The sequence below is a fragment of the Nitrosomonas ureae genome, assembly GCF_900206265.1.
Classification (GTDB): Bacteria; Pseudomonadota; Gammaproteobacteria; order Burkholderiales; family Nitrosomonadaceae; genus Nitrosomonas; species Nitrosomonas ureae_C.
In genome coordinates, this window is sequence record NZ_LT907782.1 from 2,956,688 (window position 1) to 2,977,343 (window position 20,656).

The 20,656-nt window shown below is 46.5% G+C and carries 20 protein-coding genes and 2 pseudogenes; 10 read left to right on the plus strand and 12 right to left on the minus strand.

Translation table 11 applies throughout. The features are described 5' to 3' along the window. The first annotated feature begins 4 nt into the window (after positions 1-4). Together hemW and CPG39_RS13695 are read left to right on the plus strand one after the other, a co-directional pair. Positions 5-1,218, plus strand: a pseudogene (gene hemW / locus CPG39_RS13690) (radical SAM family heme chaperone HemW). 24 nt (positions 1,219-1,242) lie between these two features. Continuing rightward, complete coding sequence (locus CPG39_RS13695) at positions 1,243-2,040, plus strand: formate/nitrite transporter family protein (protein WP_096294106.1); 798 nt, start codon at positions 1,243-1,245, stop codon at positions 2,038-2,040. A 67-nt stretch (positions 2,041-2,107) separates the two neighbouring features. Here CPG39_RS13695 and CPG39_RS13700 read toward each other — a convergent pair whose 3' ends face one another. Next, positions 2,108-2,566: a hypothetical protein gene (locus CPG39_RS13700; protein ID WP_096294107.1), complete on the minus strand. Its 459-nt coding sequence runs from the start codon at positions 2,564-2,566 to the stop codon at positions 2,108-2,110. A 210-nt stretch (positions 2,567-2,776) separates the two neighbouring features. On the opposite strand from CPG39_RS13700, the gene CPG39_RS13705 reads away from it, so the two are divergent. Continuing rightward, positions 2,777-3,223, plus strand: coding sequence for a hemerythrin domain-containing protein (locus CPG39_RS13705; protein ID WP_096294108.1), 447 nt, complete (start codon positions 2,777-2,779; stop codon positions 3,221-3,223). Next, complete coding sequence (locus tag CPG39_RS13710) at positions 3,207-3,824, plus strand: hypothetical protein (protein ID WP_096294109.1); 618 nt, start codon at positions 3,207-3,209, stop codon at positions 3,822-3,824. Before CPG39_RS13705 ends, CPG39_RS13710 begins: the two co-directional genes overlap by 17 nt. Positions 3,825-3,941: 117 nt before the next feature. Here the strand turns inward: CPG39_RS13710 and phoB are convergent, their stop codons facing one another. The 5 genes from phoB to ada form a co-directional block, all read right to left on the minus strand. After that, the gene (gene phoB, locus CPG39_RS13715; protein WP_096294110.1) at positions 3,942-4,670 is read right to left on the minus strand and encodes a phosphate regulon transcriptional regulator PhoB; all 729 of its coding nucleotides are present in this window, start codon (positions 4,668-4,670) and stop codon (positions 3,942-3,944) included. Between the two features lie 170 nt (positions 4,671-4,840). Further along, complete coding sequence (locus tag CPG39_RS13720) at positions 4,841-5,146, minus strand: alpha-ketoglutarate-dependent dioxygenase AlkB (protein ID WP_231990453.1); 306 nt, start codon at positions 5,144-5,146, stop codon at positions 4,841-4,843. Then, positions 5,076-5,273 carry a hypothetical protein gene (locus CPG39_RS14825; RefSeq protein ID WP_231990458.1) on the minus strand — a complete coding sequence of 66 codons (198 nt, stop codon included), beginning with the start codon at positions 5,271-5,273 and terminating at the stop codon, positions 5,076-5,078. The genes CPG39_RS13720 and CPG39_RS14825 overlap by 71 nt, the downstream gene beginning before the upstream one ends. A 12-nt stretch (positions 5,274-5,285) precedes the next feature. Further along, complete coding sequence (locus CPG39_RS13725; protein WP_096294111.1) at positions 5,286-6,044, minus strand: 2OG-Fe(II) oxygenase; 759 nt, start codon at positions 6,042-6,044, stop codon at positions 5,286-5,288. Continuing rightward, the gene (gene ada, locus CPG39_RS13730; RefSeq protein ID WP_096294112.1) at positions 6,041-7,141 is read right to left on the minus strand and encodes a bifunctional DNA-binding transcriptional regulator/O6-methylguanine-DNA methyltransferase Ada; all 1,101 of its coding nucleotides are present in this window, start codon (positions 7,139-7,141) and stop codon (positions 6,041-6,043) included. Before ada ends, CPG39_RS13725 begins: the two co-directional genes overlap by 4 nt. A gap of 508 nt (positions 7,142-7,649) precedes the next feature. Between ada and CPG39_RS13735 the strand changes: the two genes are divergently transcribed. After that, entirely contained in the window at positions 7,650-8,090 is a 441-nt protein-coding gene (locus CPG39_RS13735; protein WP_096294113.1) for an ester cyclase, read from the plus strand. Between the two features lie 239 nt (positions 8,091-8,329). On the opposite strand, the gene oadA is transcribed toward CPG39_RS13735, so the two are convergent. Together oadA and CPG39_RS13745 are read right to left on the minus strand one after the other, a co-directional pair. Continuing rightward, on the minus strand, positions 8,330-10,156 hold the full coding sequence (gene oadA / locus CPG39_RS13740) for a sodium-extruding oxaloacetate decarboxylase subunit alpha (protein ID WP_096294114.1): 1,827 nt from the start codon (positions 10,154-10,156) through the stop codon (positions 8,330-8,332). A 29-nt stretch (positions 10,157-10,185) separates the two neighbouring features. After that, a complete protein-coding gene (locus tag CPG39_RS13745; RefSeq protein WP_096294115.1) occupies positions 10,186-11,604 on the minus strand; it encodes an acetyl-CoA carboxylase biotin carboxylase subunit in 1,419 nt (472 codons plus the stop codon). A 212-nt stretch (positions 11,605-11,816) separates the two neighbouring features. Between CPG39_RS13745 and CPG39_RS13750 the strand changes: the two are divergent. Then, positions 11,817-12,970, plus strand: a pseudogene (locus tag CPG39_RS13750) (O-acetylhomoserine aminocarboxypropyltransferase/cysteine synthase family protein); the annotation flags it as partial. Between the two features lie 65 nt (positions 12,971-13,035). Here the strand turns inward: CPG39_RS13750 and CPG39_RS13755 are convergent. Beyond that, positions 13,036-13,446 carry a YchJ family protein gene (locus tag CPG39_RS13755; RefSeq protein ID WP_096294116.1) on the minus strand — a complete coding sequence of 137 codons (411 nt, stop codon included), beginning with the start codon at positions 13,444-13,446 and terminating at the stop codon, positions 13,036-13,038. A 68-nt stretch (positions 13,447-13,514) separates the two neighbouring features. Between CPG39_RS13755 and CPG39_RS13760 the strand changes: the two genes are divergently transcribed. Together CPG39_RS13760 and CPG39_RS13765 are read left to right on the plus strand one after the other, a co-directional pair. Continuing rightward, positions 13,515-14,669: a DNA polymerase Y family protein gene (locus CPG39_RS13760; protein WP_096294117.1), complete on the plus strand. Its 1,155-nt coding sequence runs from the start codon at positions 13,515-13,517 to the stop codon at positions 14,667-14,669. 81 nt (positions 14,670-14,750) lie between these two features. Then, complete coding sequence (locus CPG39_RS13765; RefSeq protein WP_096294118.1) at positions 14,751-15,416, plus strand: CAAX prenyl protease-related protein; 666 nt, start codon at positions 14,751-14,753, stop codon at positions 15,414-15,416. 36 nt (positions 15,417-15,452) lie between these two features. On the opposite strand, the gene CPG39_RS13770 is transcribed toward CPG39_RS13765, so the two are convergent. Continuing rightward, complete coding sequence (locus CPG39_RS13770) at positions 15,453-16,172, minus strand: flagellar brake domain-containing protein (RefSeq protein WP_096294119.1); 720 nt, start codon at positions 16,170-16,172, stop codon at positions 15,453-15,455. A 497-nt stretch (positions 16,173-16,669) separates the two neighbouring features. Here CPG39_RS13770 and CPG39_RS13775 point away from each other — a divergent pair, with 497 nt between their 5' ends. After that, positions 16,670-18,052, plus strand: a complete 1,383-nt coding sequence (locus tag CPG39_RS13775; protein ID WP_096294120.1) for a porin — start codon at positions 16,670-16,672, stop codon at positions 18,050-18,052. Between the two features lie 74 nt (positions 18,053-18,126). Here the strand turns inward: CPG39_RS13775 and rluD are convergent, their stop codons facing one another. Then, the gene (gene rluD / locus CPG39_RS13780) at positions 18,127-19,140 is read right to left on the minus strand and encodes a 23S rRNA pseudouridine(1911/1915/1917) synthase RluD (RefSeq protein ID WP_172424132.1); all 1,014 of its coding nucleotides are present in this window, start codon (positions 19,138-19,140) and stop codon (positions 18,127-18,129) included. Here rluD and CPG39_RS13785 point away from each other — a divergent pair. Next, positions 19,139-19,945: an outer membrane protein assembly factor BamD gene (locus CPG39_RS13785; protein WP_096294121.1), complete on the plus strand. Its 807-nt coding sequence runs from the start codon at positions 19,139-19,141 to the stop codon at positions 19,943-19,945. The two genes, rluD and CPG39_RS13785, sit on opposite strands and share 2 nt — an antisense overlap. Before the next feature lie 170 nt (positions 19,946-20,115). Here CPG39_RS13785 and CPG39_RS13790 read toward each other — a convergent pair whose 3' ends face one another. Beyond that, positions 20,116-20,559: a universal stress protein gene (locus CPG39_RS13790; RefSeq protein WP_096294122.1), complete on the minus strand. Its 444-nt coding sequence runs from the start codon at positions 20,557-20,559 to the stop codon at positions 20,116-20,118. Positions 20,560-20,656 lie beyond the last annotated feature (97 nt).

Consider the following 20,656-nt stretch of genomic DNA (forward strand, 5'->3'; position numbering starts at 1 on the left):
CTCAATGCTTGATTGCAAGACTCCGAAGCTTAAATCGCTGCCGCCACTGAGTTTATATGTTCATTTTCCGTGGTGTCTGAAAAAATGTCCTTATTGCGATTTTAATTCACACGAACTTCGCGCCGACGAAAGCCGGGTACCTGAAGAGGAATATGTCGCCACGTTGATACGGGATCTTGAGTCTGCGCTTCAGGATGTGTGGGGGCGGCGGCTCAACAGCGTATTTTTAGGGGGGGGACACCCAGTCTATTTAGCGCCGGAGCAATGGACGCAGTGTTGACTGCAGTGCGTACACTGCTGCCGTTGGAACACTTCGCCGAAGTCACTCTGGAAGCTAATCCCGGAACATTCGAAGCGCAAAAATTCGCGGATTTTCGCAAAGCGGGTATCAATCGCCTGTCGATCGGCATACAAAGCTTCAATCCGCAGCATCTGAAGGCGCTAGGTCGCGTGCATGATGATCAGGAAGCACATCGGGCAGTGGATATTGCACTGAAGTATTTCGATAATATCAATCTCGACCTGATGTACGCATTACCCGGACAAACCCTGGAACACGCTCAGGCGGATATCGAGGCAGCATGTGCTTGCGGTGTTACGCATATTTCCGCGTATCACTTAACGCTGGAACCCAATACACTGTTTTATCGTTTCCCGCCCAAGCTGCCCGATGATGAAGCAGCTGCAGCGATGCAGGATATGATCGAACAGACCACCTCGGACCATCAGTACCGTAATTATGAAACTTCGGCATTCGCGCGTGCAGGGAAGGAGTCGCGCCATAACGTGAATTACTGGTTGTTTGGGGATTATGTCGGCATCGGTGCAGGCGCGCACAGTAAAATCAGCTTTGCCGATAAAATCGTGCGCCAGATGCGCTATAAACAACCCAAGGAATATCTGACCAAAGCCCGGATGGGTGAATCATTAATCCAGGTGCAGCAGGAATTGACGGTCGCAGATCGGAGCTTTGAATTCATGATGAACGCGCTGCGGCTTACCGGCGGATTTGATACACCGCTGTTTCTGGAGCGTACCGGGTTACCGATTGCTGTCGTGCAGCAACAACTGGATGAGGCCGAACAGCGCGGTTTGCTGGTTCATGATCATCTACGCATTAAACCCACTGTTCTGGGTCGGCGCTTTTTGAACGATCTGCTGCAAATCTTTTTGCCCGAAAACACGTCATCCGATAATGCGCTAAAATCGCTGCCTTGAATGGGTTCGAGGGAGAGTAGGGTCATGGCGTATGTAAAACCGGAAGAGATTGTCGAAAACATGTTGCAGGCAGGTGCCAAAAAGGCGGGCCTGCCAGTCAGGCAATTGCTGATCCGTGGTTTTTTGGCAGGCGCCTTTCTCGGTTACGCCACTACATTGGCGATTCTGACAGCCACACAGACAGGCTGGGGCATGGCAGGTGCTCTGGTGTTTCCGGTGGGTTTTGTCATGATTGTGCTGCTCGGATTGGAATTGGCCACCGGCAATTTTGCGTTGATTCCAATTGCCGTCAAAGCCCAAAGAACTTCATTGGGGCGTTTGTTCGTCAACTGGACTTGGGTATTGATTGGTAACTTGATCGGCAGCGTTGCGTATGCTTATTTATATTGTATTGTGGCGACCAAAATGGGAACGATTGATCCGGAAACCATTCCCGCATTGCAACGAACTATCGCGATTGCCGAGACTAAAACGCTCGAATACGCCAAATTGGGTTTCGATGGCACGATCACGGCCTTTACCAGCGCGATATTATGTAACTGGATGGTGACGCTGGGTGCCGTGATGGCTTTCACGTCCAGCACCACCGCGGGAAAAATCGCCGCGATGTGGTTGCCGATTATGACCTTTTTCGGTCTCGGTTATGAACACGCCATCGTCAATATGTTCGTAATTCCCGCGGGCATGTGGCTGGGTGCGGATATTACTATCGCGGATTGGTGGTTATGGAACGGATTGCCGGTGATTGTAGGGAATCTATTGGGTGGAATGCTGTTTACCGGATTTATGTTGTATTGGAGTTATGGGAAAGGAAATCAGTAGCTTTGCCGTATTGATTTCTTGATGTTGCGATGCAATGCCATGAGTTAATAGGGATTCTATGTGATAATTAGTCTGAAATATTTCTTAAAGCATGTATCCATAGTGATCTAAAAACATCAGATAAAGCGGATTTCGTTCCGACCTTAAAAGAATCTTTAAGAAGTTCAATGAAGGAAGATTGAGGAGTATTATTTATTCTTTCATTTACGGTTTTAGGAATTGCTCCAAGGAGTGCTAATCCTTTAAGAGTAAGTTTTGCACTAAAATACTCTCGGCTGATTATAAGATTGGGATCTTGATCATGCTGAATAAATTTTTCCTCGGTTAAGAACAATATTGTACTTGTTATGTAGGTGGTATAAATCTGAGTTGCCTCATTTTCATCTGTACAATCTTGAGCAATTTCATCATAAATTTCATTTAAATTGAGATTTAGTGGTATTGGAAAGGATTCATATAGTTTTATGAGCGTATATGCAGTAATCCGATCAAATATTTCAATATTTCTGGGTGGTGAGAATGCCATAAGGATTCCTAAAATATATTTTATGTATAAAAAATGAATATTATTCTGTCGATTGATGATGATCAGAATCAACTCTCCTGATTATGGAGCTGAAAGCATTATCTTGATTCATCAAAATAGCAGCACTACCAGAATAAATCGAATTTTTATCGATTTCAGCGTACCATAATTCATTAACCATTGTTGCTTGTGTGTCATCTTTAAAAAATCATGCCCCGAGCTGGTGCTTTAGTTCCTTTATCACGTGAACATCATTCATCGTTGGTGACAGCACGTGCTGCCCGGAAAGCGGCGGAGAGTAATGACATGGCTACTTGCTTGGCGGCGGTGCAGCATATCGAAGCGCACTGGCAGGATGTGTTGGTAACGCATTTTGCTCAGGAAGAGGCGCTATTGCAGTTTGCCAAGGACACATTGGAACCTGAAATTATTACGCGCATTCTTACTGACCATGAAGAACTGCGCAGCCTGGCCTGTGAATCCTGTACGCTTGATCCCGCAATGCGTTTGCGCCGGTTTGGCGATTTACTGGCGGCGCATGTGCGGTATGAAGAGCGGGTGCTTTTCCCCCAATTACAGTCGCATCCGGCTATGATTTTTGCAGCCGAGAAATCAATCCAATCTATACCAAGAGGTAAAAATGGCGAATTTTCCTGATTTTTATGAACAGGCTCCAGTTGTGCGTACTCATGATCCCTTTGCTGCCATGTTGGGCGCTGCTCAAGGTGGCCGGTTCGATTATCATTATCTGGATGCTGTGCGTTTGGCGGGGCATTCCTGCCCAACCGTTGCCGGAGCATTTTTGATCGGGCGTGCGGCGCTGACTGCGCTTTATCCCAATGAGCCTGCGGAGCGTGGCAATATCGCCGTGCATATGCCTGCGCCGGAGGATGACGGTGTCACCGGCGTCATGGCGCAAGTATTGACGTTACTGACAGGTGCTGCCGCAGGTAACGGTTTTCACGGGATACGCGGGCGCCACCGGCGCAAGGGATTGCTCAGTTTTGCATCGCAACGCGAGGGGGAAGCCATTGTTTTTACGCGCCTCGACACCAACACAAGCGTGGCGGTGACGCTTGATGTTTCGTTGATATCGGCTGACCCCGCTCAGGGGGAGCGCCTGATGGCTATCTTGCAGGATTGTGCCGATGCGGCGCAACAGACTGCATTTGCTGATGCATGGCAGGAGCGCGTGCGGCGCTTGTTGCTTGAGTTTGCCGATGATCCCCGCGTAATACGCGTTACATCTGTGAATTGATTGCAGAATCCGCCAACGATGGTGCCATAAGCAGGATGGCATGGCGGGGCTTATGCAATTATTAATTTTTATTGGGTTAATTACTGCATTTTCAATTAACCAGCTTATTTTTTGATTTTATCCTATGCTTTCTTCGCTGCGTTCGACAGAAAACCGGTAACCTGTCCCGCGTACGGTTTGCACCAGATTTTCTTTACCGACTGTTTCAAGAATTTTGCGTAGTCTGCGGATATGCACATCGACGGTCCGATCTTCGATAAAAACATGATCGCCCCAGACACGATCCAGCAATTGGGCTCGCGTATGTACACGTTCTTTATACGCCATCAGAAAATGCAACAAACGAAATTCCGTTGGGCCCAGTATGATTTCTGAGAGCTTTGCAGAATCATACTCGGAGTACACGTGAACCCTGTGTGTGGTGGGATCCAGTTTCAGGCCCCCAATGTCGATAATTTCATCGGACATTTCGGGCAGGCGGCGACGCAATACCGCTTTAATCCGGGCCAGTAATTCTCGCGGTGAAAATGGTTTGGTGATGTAATCATCTGCACCGGCTTCCAGCCCGGCAATTTTGTCGTTCTCTTGAATCCGGGCTGTGAGCATGATGATCGGGATGGTTTTGGTGCGCTCTTCGCGTCTTAAGCTGCGTGCAAATTCTAAACCGGTAATATCAGGCAACATCCAATCCAGCAATACCAGATCGGGTAAGACATTGTTGATCAGAAGTTTTGCATGTGCCGCGTCTCCCGCACATAAAACCATATGACCGGCCTTTTTTAAATTAAGCGCGATCAATTCCTGAATTGCAAGCTCATCTTCAACAATCAGTATTGTTACAGCCATCAACTACTCCATTGATATTCACTATCAGCTAATAGATGTTGTAATAATATTAATAAAGCATGACATATTTATGACATTCTGATGAATGTCATAAATATTTCTTATTGACGGTCGATCGGTGTATTCGATTGTAATTCAATTAATCAGCATGCAGAACTGATTGATTCAAACTAAGTCGCTTTTCTGAAGGTCAGATTGATTCGATAGGTGCCTGTTAATGGATGGCAGGCTTCCTTGATTGGTAGTACACCGTGGTAATGCAGCCTCGCCGGTCCTCCCCATACCATGATGTCACCATGCGTCAGTTGCACTCGCATCGGCTTGTTCTCCCGGTGTAAGCCGCCCCACAGAAAAATGGCCTGAATTCCCAGTGAAACTGAGACGATAGGAGCTTCAAAGTCGCGCTCATTTTTGTCCTGATATCCGGAAGCCGCCGGGAGTGACCATATGACGAAATGGAGCTCTGGTTGTAATATCGCGCAACGCTTCCAAAATAGCGACTTCATGCAGAACCGCAAAGCCACGTAACACTATAGCGCCGGGACATAGTTCTTCCCGCTCTGACTGGCATTGCTCCATATCCTGAAACAGACTCAATGTCATCTTTATTTGCTCTCAGGTTGCATCGTGAAATATGATTCCGACGGTATGGCGATGGCCAGAGCGCAGGCGACTGACGCCGTGCCGCATATTAACTCGATATATTCCCCGCGTGCCTTGTACCGGCCGATAATGCACGGCAAACATCATTGCATCCCCTTGCTTGAGTGTAACAACTTCGGGGCGCGACTGCATGCGCGGCCGCTGCTCGGTCAATACAAATTCTCCACCCAGAAAATCTCGCTCTGGCTCCGATAGCAGTATAGTGAGCTGAATCGGAAACACATGCTCTCCGTACAAATCCTGATGCAGGCAGTTGTAGTCACCGGGCTCATATTGCAATAGCAATGGAGTTGAACGGCACTGGCCCGCCTCATGACACTGTTTAATGAATTTCGTGTGCTCGATGGGGTACCGAACGTCGATGCGCATCGCTTCATTCCAGCGGTTCGCGATGGGCGCAAGCCACGGATATATAGATGTTCGCAGTTCCGAAATGATACCGGGAAGCGGATAACTGAAATACTTGTACTCTCCCCGGCCGAAGCCATGACGCTCCATCACGACGCGGTTGCGAAAAATCTCATCGCGCGGATAAAGGTCAGCCAATGCTTCGCATTCCTTAGGAGCAATGAGATTTTCGATTACCGCGAAACCCTGTGCATCCAGATTATCCGATATCCGTTTCCAATCTACGGTCTTTATAAGGTCGGCAATATCCTTGGCCGGTGTAATTTCTTGTACTTTCCTGCTCAGCTCGTTTATCGTATTCATGCCTGCAATTCCTTGGCTGGCATTCCCGTCTCTTTCTCAAGAAGCGTGCGCTTGCGCTCCACACCCCAGCGATAACCAGCCAGGGTACCATCGTTGCGTACCACTCTATGACAGGGAATGGCGACTGCCAGCTTGTTTGTCGCGCAGGCCTGTGCCACGGCCCGTACCGCAGTCGGTGAACCGATACGTCTGGCAACTTCTGTATAACTGGCGGTCTGACCCACGGGGATTTCCCGCAGCGCCTGCCACACGCGCTGCTGAAATGCAGTACCGCGGACATCCAGCGGCAACTCAAGGCCAATACCGGGCGCTTCGATAAAACCGACTACCTTGGCGACGAGCTGCTCGAAATTAGCATCTCCCCCGATCAGGTCGGCGCGGGGAAAGCTATCCTGCAGATCGCGTACCAGCTTGCCGGGATCGTCACCAAGAAGAATGGCACAAATACCGCGGTCGCTTTGTGCCACCAAGATCGATCCCAACGAACATTCACCGATGGCAAAGCGTATTTCAGCCTTAGTACCGCCAGTACGGTAACTGCTCGGCGTCATGCCGAGAATCTCGTTTGACTTCTCATAGAAACGGTTGTTGGAATTGTAGCCTGCATCAAAAATCGCTTCCGTCACGGCACTGCCACGGCCGAGTTCATCGCGTATCTTTCTCTCTCTCAGCGCCGCTGCATACTGCCGGGGTGTCAATCCAGTAATTTGCTTGAATATGCGATGGAAGTGATAAGTGCTCATACCCACCTGCTTTGCTAGTGCATCCAGACTTGGAGCGCTTCCCAATTCTTCAATAATGCGACAGGCTTGGGTAATCTTTGCCACATATTGCACAACAAGTGATGGCCGGTCAGGATGGCAGCGTTTGCAAGGCCTGAAACCCGCTTTCTCGGCTTCTTCGCGCGTGGGATAAAAACCGACATTTTCCGGTCGAGCCAGACGGGCCGCGCAGGAGGGACGGCAGTACACACCCGTGGTCTTGACCGTGTAATAAAACTTGCCATCCGCTTCAGGATCACGCGCGACAATGGCCGCCCAGCGCGGATCATTAACTGTTTCGGCAGCAAGCCTTTCTTTTTTTGCTAACGCATTCATGATGTGCTCCTTTAAAAAGTTGCAGATTGATTTGATGTCGGTTAGCAATTTATCAACGTCAACAATCGCTCGCACTCCGAGTCTTGCTTTCGAATTCAATAATCAGTTAGCTGTTGGCAGACCTGACCGACAATCGTTCTACCGCTGATCGTTTGTGTCTAAGCTTTACCCGCAGATTCCTACGATTCGGTTCCACGCCCTAACTTATCTGCCTGATCTATTTTACTTTAATTCCTATTGCGCCTTGCTCCAGTGTGCCCGGAATTAGTTGTTGAGTTTAACCGAGGCGGATGACGGTTCAATGAAAACCATCCATCTTTGTCGCTCCGCATCGAGTCGGGGGGGTATTTTGACGCAGGAAGCAGCAAATAAGAATCGATTCGAAAGCAAGAAGCGGAGTGTCACAGTAAAAACATGCGGTTAATATTTATCCCAAGTCATCAGTAGTGTTGCTGTCGATGACCTACTCAACTTTCTTACAGCAACAAAACGAAAGGAGATTAATATCATGTCACAAGCAAATAAAGAAATCGTGGGCCGCTGGTTTACCGAATACTGGCAAAAGGGAAATGTGGCGATTGTCGATGAACTTGGTGCGGAAGATCTCGTGTTTAGCTACCCTATGCATGGAGAACTGCACGGCCGCGAACCGGTTAAAAAAATGCTGATCGAGTTTCGCGAAGCTTTTCCCGATCTTAGTTTCAAGGTGGTCGGTGACATCATTGCAGAAGGCGGCTACGTAGTAGGGCGCTGGGAAGGTGGCGGCACCCATACAGGTCCGGCTTTCAGCGATCTGCCGGTCGGTTCCCTTTCAGCTGCAACTGGCAAGAAAATCCATTTTTCGGGAACGAGCGTTTTTCGCATCCGGAATGGCAAGGTTGCGGAAGAGATCGGCCAAGAACAGGCGTTGACCGCGCTACAACAGCTTGGTTTGGTAGCTACAAAATAAAGCTGAAAGGCCAGCCTGGATGCCATCGAGAGTAGGGAGAGGAGTTATGCTCTTCTCTCTGTTGCATTTTCTCGGAAGCAGCAGGGAGGAAATGGTGCCATTTACAGAATTGGTAACCACTGGATGAAAATTTTCAGGGTTATGCAGAGATCTTTATGAAGATCAATTGCTAATAACGCGTATTCCTTATGCCTAGGTACGATCTGCGCATTAAATTTTCATGCCTTCTTTTTTGGTAATTACGCAGCCTCAATCTCAATCAGCACTTCATTTGGATTCACCGATTCGCCTTTCACCACATGCACGGCTTTGATAGTTCCAGCAATCGGTGCAGTGATTTCAGTTTCCATTTTCATAGCTTCCGTGACTAAAACGGGTTGTCCGGCGGCGACTTTTTGGCCAATCTTCACCAGCACGTCCAATACATTGCATGGCATGCTGACGACGACATCGCCTTCACTGGCGGGACGCGGGCGTTTACTGGCGATGCTGCTTTTGACGGCACCTTGTGTGCCGCCGTCCAGCACGATCTCATCGAGCGTTTCGACGACAACCTCTTCCGGAACACCATCCACCATGAAATAAAAGTGCCGCAGGGTCTCATTTTTTGGACTAGTACCGGTGACTTTGATGTGATAAGACTCGCCATGCAGGGCGACATTGAACTCAGTCGGAGCTTTTTGCTCGCCACTACCTGCGGTTGGAACTGTTTCCAAAGGTTCCGGCACCAGATTGCCGGTAGCGCGCTGCTCCAGGAATTGTTTGCCGACTTCCGGGAACATGGCATAGCTCAACACATCCTCATCGTTATTGGCCAGACGGCCAATCTCCTGGCGTAGTTGATCAAATTCCGGTTTTAATAGATCCGCGGGGCGGCAATCTATAATGTCTTCCTTGCCGATCGCGCGTTTCTGCAAACTGGCGTTCATCGGTGCGGGTGCTTTGCCATAACCGCCTTGCAAATAGCGTTTCACTTCATTGGTGATGGTGGAATAGCGTTTGCCGGTCAGAACATTCAGCGCCGCTTGCGTACCGACGATCTGAGATGTAGGTGTGACCAAAGGCGGATAACCCAAATCTTTGCGCACCCGCGGAATTTCTTCGTAGACTTGATTAATACGGTCCAGAGCGTTTTGTTCTTGCAGTTGGTTGGCCAAATTTGAAATCATGCCGCCTGGAACCTGAAACACATGAACCCGGGTATCGACACCGGTGAATTCGCTTTCAAAACGATGGTATTTTTTGCGAACCTGGACGAAATAATCATTGACTTCCTGTAATTTTTGCAGATTCAGGCCGGTATCATAATCCGTGCCTTGCAGGGCCATTACCAGGCTTTCAGTGGGTGGATGGCTGGTGCCGCCCGACCATGACGATAATGCGGTGTCGATATGTCGGCAACCGGCTTCGATGGCTTTCAATTGACACATTTCGGCGAGTCCGGCGGTGGCATGGCAATGTAAATGGATAGGTAGATCGATCGCTTGTTTCAGCGCAGTTACCAGTTCCTGAGTTGCATAAGGCGTCAGCAGACCGGCCATGTCTTTTATGGCAATCGAATCGCATCCAAAATCGGCTAAATCTTTGGCCAGTGAGACGAAGCTATTGACATTGTGAACCGGACTGGTGGTGTAGCAAATGGTGCCTTGCGCATGCTTGCCGCATTTCTTGACGGCTTGGATGGCAGTTTTGAGATTGCGCATGTCGTTCAATGCATCAAAAATACGAAAAACATCCATGCCGTTTTCAGCGGCTTTGTTTACAAATGCGCGTACCACATCATCGGAATAATGACGGTAGCCCAGCAGATTCTGTCCCCGCAACAACATTTGCAGTGGTGTATTGGGTAAGGCGGCTTTTAATTTGCTAAGGCGTTCCCAGGGATCTTCCTTAAGAAACCGCAGGCAGGCATCGAACGTTGCACCTCCCCAGCATTCCAGCGACCAGTAGCCTATGCTGTCGAGCATCGAACACGCTGGCAGCATGTCTTCGGTACGCATCCGGGTGGCGATCAGGGATTGATGCGCATCGCGCAAGATAACATCAGTAATATGAACTTTTTGCATGATTTTCCTTGATTAACCAGTAAGTATGCTCACAGACCGGTATGCGAAGCCATTGCGGCGGCTATGACGCTAGCAAGGACTTCAGGTCGTGGCTTGTCGGAATAATTGATCAGAGCATGATTCTGCTCAACAAAACCGGTATTGAATCGGGCTGCACGAAACTGAGAGTGCTTCAGAATCTTTAAATAATAGGGAATCGTGGTTTTGATGCCAAATAACCCCATATCGCGCAATGTACGCTGCCCGCGCTTAATCACATCTTCCCAGGTCAGCGCGTTGACAATGACTTTCGCGACCATGGAATCATAAAAAGGGGGAATCTCATAACCGGTGTAAATCGCGGTATCAGTCCGAACGCCTGGGCCACCGGGTGCATAATAGCGAGAAATGCGGCCAAAACTGGGTAAGAAATTATTTTTCGGATCTTCGGCATTGATCCGGAATTGCATTGCATAACCCCGTCGCACGATCTCATCTTGCTTGAAGCGCAACGGCAAACCCGCCGCCACGCGAATTTGTTCCTCGACAATATCGACACCGGTGATTGCTTCAGTAATAGTATGTTCGACCTGTACTCGCGTATTCATTTCCATGAAATAAAACCGGCCGTTGTCATCCAACAGAAACTCGACTGTGCCGGCATTAGTGTAACCGACGGACTTTGCGGCAATTACTGCTAGACCGCCAATATACTGGCGCTGTGCTTCGTCCAGCTGCGGGGACGGTGCAATTTCGATCAGTTTCTGATTACGTCGCTGGATCGAACAATCCCGCTCGTAGAGATGAATCACGTTGCCATGCTGGTCTGCTAGAACTTGTACTTCAATGTGCACCGGATTGACGATGCATTTTTCCAGAAAAACGTTGGCACTGCCGAATGCCTTGGAGGCTTCGGAAATGACCCGGGCGTAATTGTGTTTCAGTTCGTCAGCGCTATCACAGCGCCGGATGCCGCGCCCGCCGCCGCCCGAAGTGGCTTTCAACATGACGGGATAGCCGATCTGCGCTGCGACTTCCTGTGCTTCTTCTATTGACCGCACATTACCTTCCGAACCGGGCGTAACCGGAAGGCCGGCAGCTTTCATTGCTTTCCGGGCTTCGGTTTTGTCGCCCATACGATGAATGACATCAGCATTCGGTCCAATGAAAATCAGGCCGCGTTCTTTACATGCGCGCGCAAATTTTGCATTCTCAGAAAGAAATCCGTAACCCGGATGTACAGCGTCACAACCGGTTGCCAGCGCTAAATCAACCAAGGCATGAATATTCAGATAGCAGGCTACCGGATCGCTGCCGATGTAATAAGATTCATCCGCTTTTTTGATATGCAACGCGAAACGATCCGCTTCCGAATAAATAGCTACCGAGCGAATACCCATCTCAGCGCAGGCGCGAATGATGCGAACAGCAATTTCGCCACGATTGGCAATGAAAATTTTACGTAACATCATATTTGTATTTGGAGCGCTTTGAGAAACTGTAATGCGCGTATTCTACCCGATCAATTCTGGAATTGATCCAGCATTGAGTCAAGACGATCATTCTCCAATGCAAGATGAGGGTTCAATATCTGTTTTTGATTAGTATGCATGGTGATAATAAATATTTAATAACAATCAATTACGAAATTATTATTCTCGAATGGATTTGACACTTATTTCTTTTTGGCTTGAAGGTTAGCGGCAATATTTATACGCGCATTATGAATCCGACTATTGTCGTCCTTGAGCAGTGCATGATTGAGCTGGAAGGTGGGATTGGAGGTCTTGGATTAGTTTCCGGTCAAGCGGCGCTTACTTATGCGATTATGACTATTGCCGAAGCTGGTGATAATATCGTGTCGGTAGGTACGCTCTATGGCGGTATCTACAATCTGTTCGCGCACACATTGCCACAGTATGGCATTCACGTTCGCTTTGCCGATTATCGTGATCCATCCGGTTTTCAAACATTGATAGACGAGCGCACCAAAGCGGTCTACTGCGAATCTATCGGTAATCCGCTTGGTAATGTCGTGGATATTACTGCTTTGGCCGAGGTGGCGCATAAGGGGGGCGTACCCCTGATTGTAGATAATACGGTAGCAACGCCATACCATACTTATGCCGTCTGTTTGAACATGGCGCTGATATTATTGTGCATTCTTTGACAAAGTACTTGGGAGGCCACGGTAACAGCATTGGCGGAATGCTGATTGACTCGGGTAAATTTCACTGGACGGAGCACAAGGAAAGGTTCAAACGCCTTAATACCCCGGATGTTTCCTATCATGGGGTAGTATATACCGAAGCATTGGGTCCGGCGGCTTACATAGGTCGGGCGCGCGTCGTACCATTGCGTAACATGGGAGCGGCAATTTCGCCGTTTAACAGTTTTCTAATTCTGCAGGGTATCGAGGCGTTGGCAGTACGGATGGATCGCATTTGCGAGAATGCCTTGGCTGTTGCGCAATATCTCAAAGCACATCCAAAAGTGGATTGCGTCAAGTATGCCGGTTTACCGGATCATCCTGAGCATGCGCTGATGCAGCGATACATGGGTGGGCGTGCGTCCGGCATCCTGACCTTTGGGGTTCAGGGGGGTATTGCTGGCGGCACGCGATTCCAGGATGCACTCAAGCTCATTACCTGCCTGGTGAATATCGGTGATGCCAAGTCACTTGCCTGTCATCCCGCCAGTACAACGCATCGTCAGCTAAATCCGGATGAGATGAAAAAGGCCGGGGTGTCTGAAGATATGGTTCTCTTGTCTATTGGCCTGGAACATGTCGATGATCTGAAAGATGATCTGGAACGAGCATTCGCGGCAGTTTGATTTTTTCCTACGATGGTAACGGCATGATTTAATTTTTTAGTACACAAGCATCATATTTCTTATTGTTACAGAATATCTCCATCAACATAAAACCATATTCCATCTTCGCGCACAAACCGGCTGATTTCATGTAATCGGTGAGCTCGCCCGTTAATTTTGTAGCGTGCGATAAATTCAATGATGGCATGATTCCCCGTAAATTGTTCATGGCGTTTGATTACCAGACCTAGCCACTTCTTTGGCAATTGATCGATTACTTCTATAGCGGTGGGGCGTGTATCGTGGTGCCAGGTTGCCAGCAGGTAGTTCTCGTAATTCAGTGTGTACGCTGTGTAACGTGAACGCATGAGGATTTCTGCGGTAGAGGCCAGCTCATCCAGATTAATATAACGATTGCAGCAATCAGCATATCGTTTGCTGCTACCGCAAGGACAAGAGCAAGCCAGTGTTTCTAAATGGATGGTTTTCGTATTCATATACAATGCGGATTATCTGTCAGTGTAATTTATCATAGTCCGCAGGAATTTTGCCTTGGATCCCTACAATGAACGCCTCATTACGTCGGATAGCGCATTTGGATATGGATGCTTTTTATGCTTCGGTTGAACTGTTGCGTTACCCTGAGTTGCAGGGCTTGCCGGTTGTGATCGGTGGTCGCAGTGAGCACCAGCCGGTGATAGGAGAGGATGGCAGAAGGCATTTTTACCGCTTGCGTGATTATATAGGTCGTGGTGTTATTACGACCGCCACCTATGAGGCACGTGCTTTAGGAATCCACTCCGCCATGGGAGTCATGAAAGCTGCGCAACTGGCGCCGGATGCGATTCTGTTGCCGGTGGATTTTGTTATTTACCGGCATTATTCGCGCTTGTTCAAAGCCGCTGTTGCGAAGATTGCTCCACAAATTGAGGATTCCGGTATCGATGAGATATACATAGATCTGAGTGATTTGCCCGATGAAATATTACCATTGGCAAAACGCATCAAACAGGCAGTCAAGGATGCTACCGGACTTTCTTGTTCAATCGGGATCACGCCGAATAAACTGTTATCTAAAATTTGCTCGGATTTGGAGAAACCGGATGGTTTGACCATCATCGGAATGTCTGATATCCCGCAGCGAATTTGGCCGTTATCGGTACATAAAATCAATGGTATCGGTCCTAAGGCTGCGAATAAGCTGGCGTTACTGGGAATCACTACAATTGCTGAGCTGGCACGGGTCGAACTCAGCTTTCTCCGGATTCACTTCGGCCGCAGTTACTCCATCTGGCTTTATGAAGCATCGCGCGGCATCGATTCACGCCCGATAATTACTGATGCGAAGCCTAAGTCTATCAGCCGGGAAATTACATTTGAGCGGGACTTACATCCACGTCAGGATCGCTCCGATTTATCTGAAGCATTCAATGCATTGTGTATTCAAGTCGCTGATGACTTGAAGCGCAAAGGTTACGTTGGACGTACGATCAGTATCAAGTTACGCTTCGAAGATTTTCATACGCTTACACGCGATTGTTCATTGAGTGCATATACCGGAGATCCGATTTTGATACGTCGTGCTGCCGGAGATTGTCTGCGGCGAGTTTTATTGAAGAAAAGAATTAGATTACTCGGTGTAAAAGTCACCATGCTTTGCTCCGTTAATGCCGTCACCGGAGCTGCACCTCGGCAGAGGGAGTTGCCGCTGATGCCATGACGCATTGAAAATGACAGCTTGCAGATAATCAATCGGAGCCGTTTACATTGCAATCAGAAGGAAATTTAGAAGGACGCTGTTATGTTTGATCGTGCTAATTTTTGTCGCATAGCGCCTTTCGGTGCTTATGTCTTTTTCATGATACTGGAGGACGTGCTATTGAAATTTGGCTGGGAAGCTAATGACTTACGTATGCTCTATGCAGTCAAAATCACTGTCGTGATCGGGTTACTTTGGGCGATGCGAAGTGCTTATAGCGAACTGCATTGGCCGATCAATAGCAGTTTTCGCACCTGGTTAATTGCAATAGTCGCGGGTATCCTAGTGTTTGTTGCCTGGATCAATTTGATTGCAGACTGGATGGTAATGGGAGAGGCAGTTGGTTTTGATCCACGCGATAATAATGAAATGGATTGGTTTCTGGTTACTGTAAGGTTGATCGGTGCGGTTCTGGTGGTTCCCGTAATGGAAGAGTTATTCTGGCGGTCATTTCTGATGCGCTGGCTTGTTCACCCGAATTTTCTTGCTGTAAATCCCGCGCAAGTTGAAGTAAAGGCTTTCTGTATTACGGCAATACTTTTCGCAATCGCGCACAGCTTATGGTTGGCCGGATTGTTTGCCGGTATTGTCTATAATATGTTGTATATGCGCAGCGGGACATTGTGGTCTCCCATTCTTGCACACGCTACGACCAATGGGATACTAGGCATTTGGATTATCTATACAGGTAGTTGGGGTTTTTGGTAAATAAGTTTGATGGTGCGATTTTCGTATGGTCATTTTTTAAATTGCTCTCTCAGGATGTTCAACTATTTCCTGATAAATCAGATGCCTTAATGTAAGTTCCTGATCTGGCTTTATTTCAGTAAACTCGACCCCCGAAAAGATTAATTTTTGATCATTCTTGTAGCTTTGTTTAGTAGATTTGATGATAGCTTTAATGAATATTGGTATCTCTCTGTCGTGCACTAAGATAGTAAAAGATAAAGTTACCACTGAATTTAATGTTCCCAAAGGAAGGATCGAATTGATCCCAGCGCCGTAAATACTGAGGTCCACGATATTGGCTGAAATAGAATTTTCAGCGATGGTGGTCTGATAATCGCATTTAATTCTTCGTGATTTACGTATACTCTGCCCTTGTATATTTTTAGGGAAAGATAAGTGTAAATATTTAAATGGTATTTTTATGATTTTGTCGATATACACCGAAAATTTATAGGCATTTTGCCCATTAACTAAACGTACGTGCACCTGATCTTCTTCAACGAAGGGTTCCCCGATTAATTGGGCTGATAATGGCATGGTCACCATTAACGTACTATTTTGCACATAACCGATCATAGATGTTGCGTATGGATTGCTGGGTTTACCAGAATTAGTATTTGATAAAGCCAAATGCATTTTTTGACCCACTTTGAGGTGCATATCTTCAAAATTGATTTTTTCTGAGGAATCATGGGTTGATCCGGGAAGCTCATTTTTTAAATTTTGTTTATACATTTTATAAGCTATTAATTATTAAAATTTATTACTTGTTATTGTATTGTTTTAAAAATGTATCTGCGTCGAGATGTTTGTTAATGCATGTAATTGAGTAAACCACTACAGAGCGGATTAGAAAATGATTGCAATAATTAAATCTGATAGATAAGTAGCTTCCAATCGATTGAATCATTCAATTATCTATTCTTGGTGCAGTAAGCTAATTTTTACAGAGGTTATCTGGATTTTTTAACGGTAACAATAATTAAAAACTTTAATGATATCAAAAGCATTTTATTAATAATGGGTAGAGGTAAAATAATGCTTCTGATTTTATCATTTCATTTTCAAAATTGATTTCTATGGAACTTGTTGTATTTTTTCCAATAAAACAAATATCAGGGGAGTTCGCGTTGACCCTCCACGTTATTCAGTGTTAGAGTTCTATCCATGTGAAGATTAGGGTTTTTGCGTGTGTTTGTGTTTTTGTATGAGCATTTTTAAAGGGGGAGTTGATGGAACCTAAAACGATCAATAAAAACCAGATGTTTCGTGCCGTTACTGGAGGATTGTTATTAATCAGCATGAGTGCGTCTGGTGTTTATGCTAACAGCATGACAAGTAGTAATAGTTTTATGGAAGCACTCAAAAGTACTGGTATCACAGCTGGTGGTTGGATTCAGGGTGGTGCGACATTTAATCCCAGTTCAACTCATGGGTTCAATGGTCCGGTCACTTTTACTGATCAGGCAAATAGATTCCAGCTGAATCAATTGAATTTCTTTGTGGAACGTGCAGTAAAAACGGAAGGCACCGGCTGGGATATTGGTTTCCGCGCTGATTTTTTATTCGGTACCGATGCAATTTTTACTCAGGCCTATGGTAATCCGGCATTTGATGTAAACAATGGAAGACCTCTGGCAGATCGGGGTAATTGGGATCTGGATATATGTTGTAATTCAAGTCGCACTTATGGCATTGCAATTCCGCAGGCTTATGCTGAGATTTATGCGCCAGTTGGTAATGGATTGAATGTTAAGGTAGGGCATTTTTATACCCCGATAGGTTTTGAATCGGTTCCTGCTCCTAACAACTTCTTTTATTCACATGCCTATACCATGCAGTACGGCGAGCCTTTCACACATACCGGTGTACTGGGTAATTACACAGTCACTAAGAACTTCACTGCGATGGCGGGTACAATCGGCGGTAGTGGAACCGGTGGCTGGGATGGCAATTTCGATAAGCAAATGGAAAACTGGGGCGGGATCGGGGGTGTTACCTGGACCAGCGATGATAGCAATACCTCCCTCAATGTCAGTGGTACCGGCAGTACGACATCTACTCGTAATAGTAGCTTCTGGGGTATGTACAGTATTGTCTTGCAGCATAAATTTACAGACAAAACTCATTTAATAGTGCAACATGATCACGGTTTTGCTGATAACGTAATACTATTCAATAATGTCTATAACGGTGTCATTAAAGATGCAGAATGGTATGGGGTTAATTCGCATTTTTACTATGATGTGACTCCTAATGTGTCTGTGGGTGTCCGTGCTGAATGGTTTCGTGATCGGGATGGCTTTCGCGTTTTTGCACCGGGCAGGGTGACTGCAGCAACCAATCATCTTGGAACTAGCTATGCAAGTAACATTGGTTTATTAGGCACCAGTACACCTGCAGATTACTATGCGGTAACCATCGGTGCTAACTGGAAGGCTCTTAGAACGCTTAAAATGGGGTGGCAGGGGATGAAAAATTTGAATATCCGTCCGAATATCCGCTATGACCGTGTAGATGCGCTGCATGAATCGCTTCAGGCGTCCGCTTACCGGCCTTTTGGTGGTAATAAAGACCAGATTCTCTTCTCACTGGACGCGGTACTGCCTTTCTAATGCGATATGCAGATAGTTATGCTGTATCAATTATGAAAAATGCGCTCTCGGGCGCATTTTTCATTTCGTATCGATCATTTTTTTTTCCGTAATATCTGCAGCAAGTCATTAATGTCTTCTGGGGTGGGGGTTTCCCACTGATTGATTTGTTCAGTTCTGGGGTGGATCAATGCAAGTTTTTGAGCATGCAGTGCTTGTCGCGGAAAATCTGTCAATATTTGAGCAATCGCTCGTGCTGTTTTACCAGGTTTGCCACCATAAACAGGGTCGCCTACCAAGGCATGTCCGATGGCGTTTAAATGCACCCGGATTTGGTGCGTACGGCCGGTTTCAAGACTGCATTGCAGTAATGTGCAACCCTCAAAATTTTCGATGACTTGATAGTGCGTGCGCGCAGGTTTACCTTTGGATGTGATGGTCATTTTGGTCCGATGAATGGGGTGACGACCAATCGGCGCATCGATATTTCCCGCTTGTTTGATTTCCCCCAGAACCAATGCCAGATAATCCCTTTTTACTATGCGCTGTTGCAGTTGGCGTACGAGACTTGTTTGCGCAGCTAGGGTTTTTGCGATAACGAGCAGCCCGGTAGTATTTTTGTCCAAACGATGAACAATACCCGCGCGCGGTATATTTTTCAGTTCTGGAGCATGATGCAGTAGCGCATTAAGCAAGGTGCCTTGCCAGTTACCATTGCCCGGATGAGTTACCAGGCCGGCAGGTTTGTTGATGATAATGAGCGTTTCATCTTCTTCAATGATGTTTAAATGAATAGCTTCAGCCACAAAAGGTGATTCAGCCGCGATCTTCAGAGGGAAAATTTCGACATGTTCGTTTCCCCATACAAGTTGTTTAGCCGTAGATATTTGCCCATTCACAAGAATTCTTTTTTCAACGATCCAGGTTTGCAGACGGCTGCGCGACCAATTCGGCACAAGCTTTGCTAAAGCTTGATCAAGGCGCGAACCTGCATAATTAGTCGGGATCGTTAAATTTACAACATTCGTTGTTAATTCGTCGCTTACTGCCGCTTGAGGCTTTACGTTATAATCGCCCGTTGAATCTTTGTTTTTTACGGAATTTATCATGTTACATAGTTTAGCTTTATTTCTGGTTTTAGGGTTGTCAGCATGCGGTTTGTTGCCCGATCGTACGGATGATCAAGAGGATTGGTCTGCCAATAAGTTTTATTCGGAAGCAAAAGAAAAATTGAATGATGGTAGTTACCCTGCAGCTATTAAGCTCTATGAAACTTTAGAATCGCGCTATCCTTATGGGAGAATTGCTCAACAAGCACAGCTTGAAGTTGCTTACGCACACTATAAAAATGATGAGCCTGCTTCGGCAATTGCAGCTGCTGATCGATTTATCAAATTGCACCCTAATCACGCGAATGTTGATTATGCATATTATATCAAAGGGCTAGCAAATTTTAATGAAGGCTGGGGGATGCTGGGTTTTTTGCTGAAGGGACCATTTAAACAGGATATGAGCGAGCGTGATCCCAAAGCCTCGTATGAGTCATTTGAAATTTTCAAGGAATTGGTTACCCGTTTTCCGGAAAGTAAATATGCGGCAGACTCTAGGCAACGTATGGCGTATTTGCTTAATTTACTTGCGATGGGTGAAATTCATACGGCACGATATTACATGAAACGTAAAGCTTATATTGCAGCTGCTAATCGGGCGCAGAATGCCGTCAAGGAGTATCCTCCTACGCCGGCGACGGAAGAAGCCTTGTATATAATGATCAGAGCGTATGAAGCACTGGAAATGTATGATTTACGGGATGACGCAGAACGTGTGATGCGAATTAATTTCCCGGATAGCATTTTTCTTGCGGAATTACCCGAGGTGGGTGCTAAATCGTGGTGGGAGTTTTGGAAAAACTGACAGTCCTGGTTTCTGCCTAAATCATTGACTAATGAGCACCTCTAGAACCCATATTTTGTCATAATTCATTGTTGTTTAGAAATATTTCTCTATATATCAATTGTATGCTGCGGCAACATTTTTTTGTTTTTACCTCGACTTGTTTAGGATTGTGAATTTTTGGAGTTACCCTAATGATCTTCCAGATGAACAGCCAATATATCGCATTTCGCATGATATAGAACTCCCTTTGCTGTGGAGCCCAATAATACGGCAAGACCGTGCCGTCCATGGGAACCCACGACAATCAAGTCAATACCTTGCTTCACGGCAAGCTGAGTAATTTCTTCCTGCGGCTCTCCCCATATCATCCAACAGCACTCTGGCGTAATGTTCAATTCGTTGCTGATTTGAATCAATTTTCTTTTCTCCGTTTCCAGCAGTTCATAGGATGAGCTTTCATTGAGAGGGATAATTGATCCATAAGGTGTGTCTGGCATAGGAATATTATCCAATACATGAAGGATGTGAAGTTGTGCATTGAATTGTACTGCAAGGGATTTCGCTTTATCTGCAACAGCATGTTCGAATCCGGAGAAATCAACAGCAAGTAAGATGTTTTGATAATTGTTCATGTGAAGTATTCTTTGTTATGGCAATGAGCAAGAGAAAATGTAAATTCTACAGTAGCGTGGCGCTGTATTACATTTTTACTTATCTTTTTATTTATAT

Coding starts and splice junctions, on each gene's coding strand:
- rluD (WP_172424132.1), bottom strand. CDS start 19,140: ATGATAAATTCCGTAAAAAACAAAGATTCAACGGGCGATTATAACGTA.
- CPG39_RS13755 (WP_096294116.1), bottom strand. CDS start 13,446: ATGAATACGAAAACCATCCATTTAGAAACACTGGCTTGCTCTTGTCCT.
- CPG39_RS13775 (WP_096294120.1), top strand. CDS start 16,670: ATGGAACCTAAAACGATCAATAAAAACCAGATGTTTCGTGCCGTTACT.
- CPG39_RS13785 (WP_096294121.1), top strand. CDS start 19,139: ATGTTACATAGTTTAGCTTTATTTCTGGTTTTAGGGTTGTCAGCATGC.
- ada (WP_096294112.1), bottom strand. CDS start 7,141: ATGAATGCGTTAGCAAAAAAAGAAAGGCTTGCTGCCGAAACAGTTAAT.
- CPG39_RS13745 (WP_096294115.1), bottom strand. CDS start 11,604: ATGTTACGTAAAATTTTCATTGCCAATCGTGGCGAAATTGCTGTTCGC.
- CPG39_RS13770 (WP_096294119.1), bottom strand. CDS start 16,172: ATGTATAAACAAAATTTAAAAAATGAGCTTCCCGGATCAACCCATGAT.
- phoB (WP_096294110.1), bottom strand. CDS start 4,670: ATGGCTGTAACAATACTGATTGTTGAAGATGAGCTTGCAATTCAGGAA.
- CPG39_RS13760 (WP_096294117.1), top strand. CDS start 13,515: ATGAACGCCTCATTACGTCGGATAGCGCATTTGGATATGGATGCTTTT.
- CPG39_RS13705 (WP_096294108.1), top strand. CDS start 2,777: ATGCCCCGAGCTGGTGCTTTAGTTCCTTTATCACGTGAACATCATTCA.
- CPG39_RS13710 (WP_096294109.1), top strand. CDS start 3,207: ATGGCGAATTTTCCTGATTTTTATGAACAGGCTCCAGTTGTGCGTACT.
- oadA (WP_096294114.1), bottom strand. CDS start 10,156: ATGCAAAAAGTTCATATTACTGATGTTATCTTGCGCGATGCGCATCAA.
- CPG39_RS13765 (WP_096294118.1), top strand. CDS start 14,751: ATGTTTGATCGTGCTAATTTTTGTCGCATAGCGCCTTTCGGTGCTTAT.
- CPG39_RS13700 (WP_096294107.1), bottom strand. CDS start 2,566: ATGGCATTCTCACCACCCAGAAATATTGAAATATTTGATCGGATTACT.
- CPG39_RS13790 (WP_096294122.1), bottom strand. CDS start 20,559: ATGAACAATTATCAAAACATCTTACTTGCTGTTGATTTCTCCGGATTC.
- CPG39_RS13725 (WP_096294111.1), bottom strand. CDS start 6,044: ATGAATACGATAAACGAGCTGAGCAGGAAAGTACAAGAAATTACACCG.
- CPG39_RS13695 (WP_096294106.1), top strand. CDS start 1,243: ATGGCGTATGTAAAACCGGAAGAGATTGTCGAAAACATGTTGCAGGCA.
- CPG39_RS13735 (WP_096294113.1), top strand. CDS start 7,650: ATGTCACAAGCAAATAAAGAAATCGTGGGCCGCTGGTTTACCGAATAC.
- CPG39_RS14825 (WP_231990458.1), bottom strand. CDS start 5,273: ATGACATTGAGTCTGTTTCAGGATATGGAGCAATGCCAGTCAGAGCGG.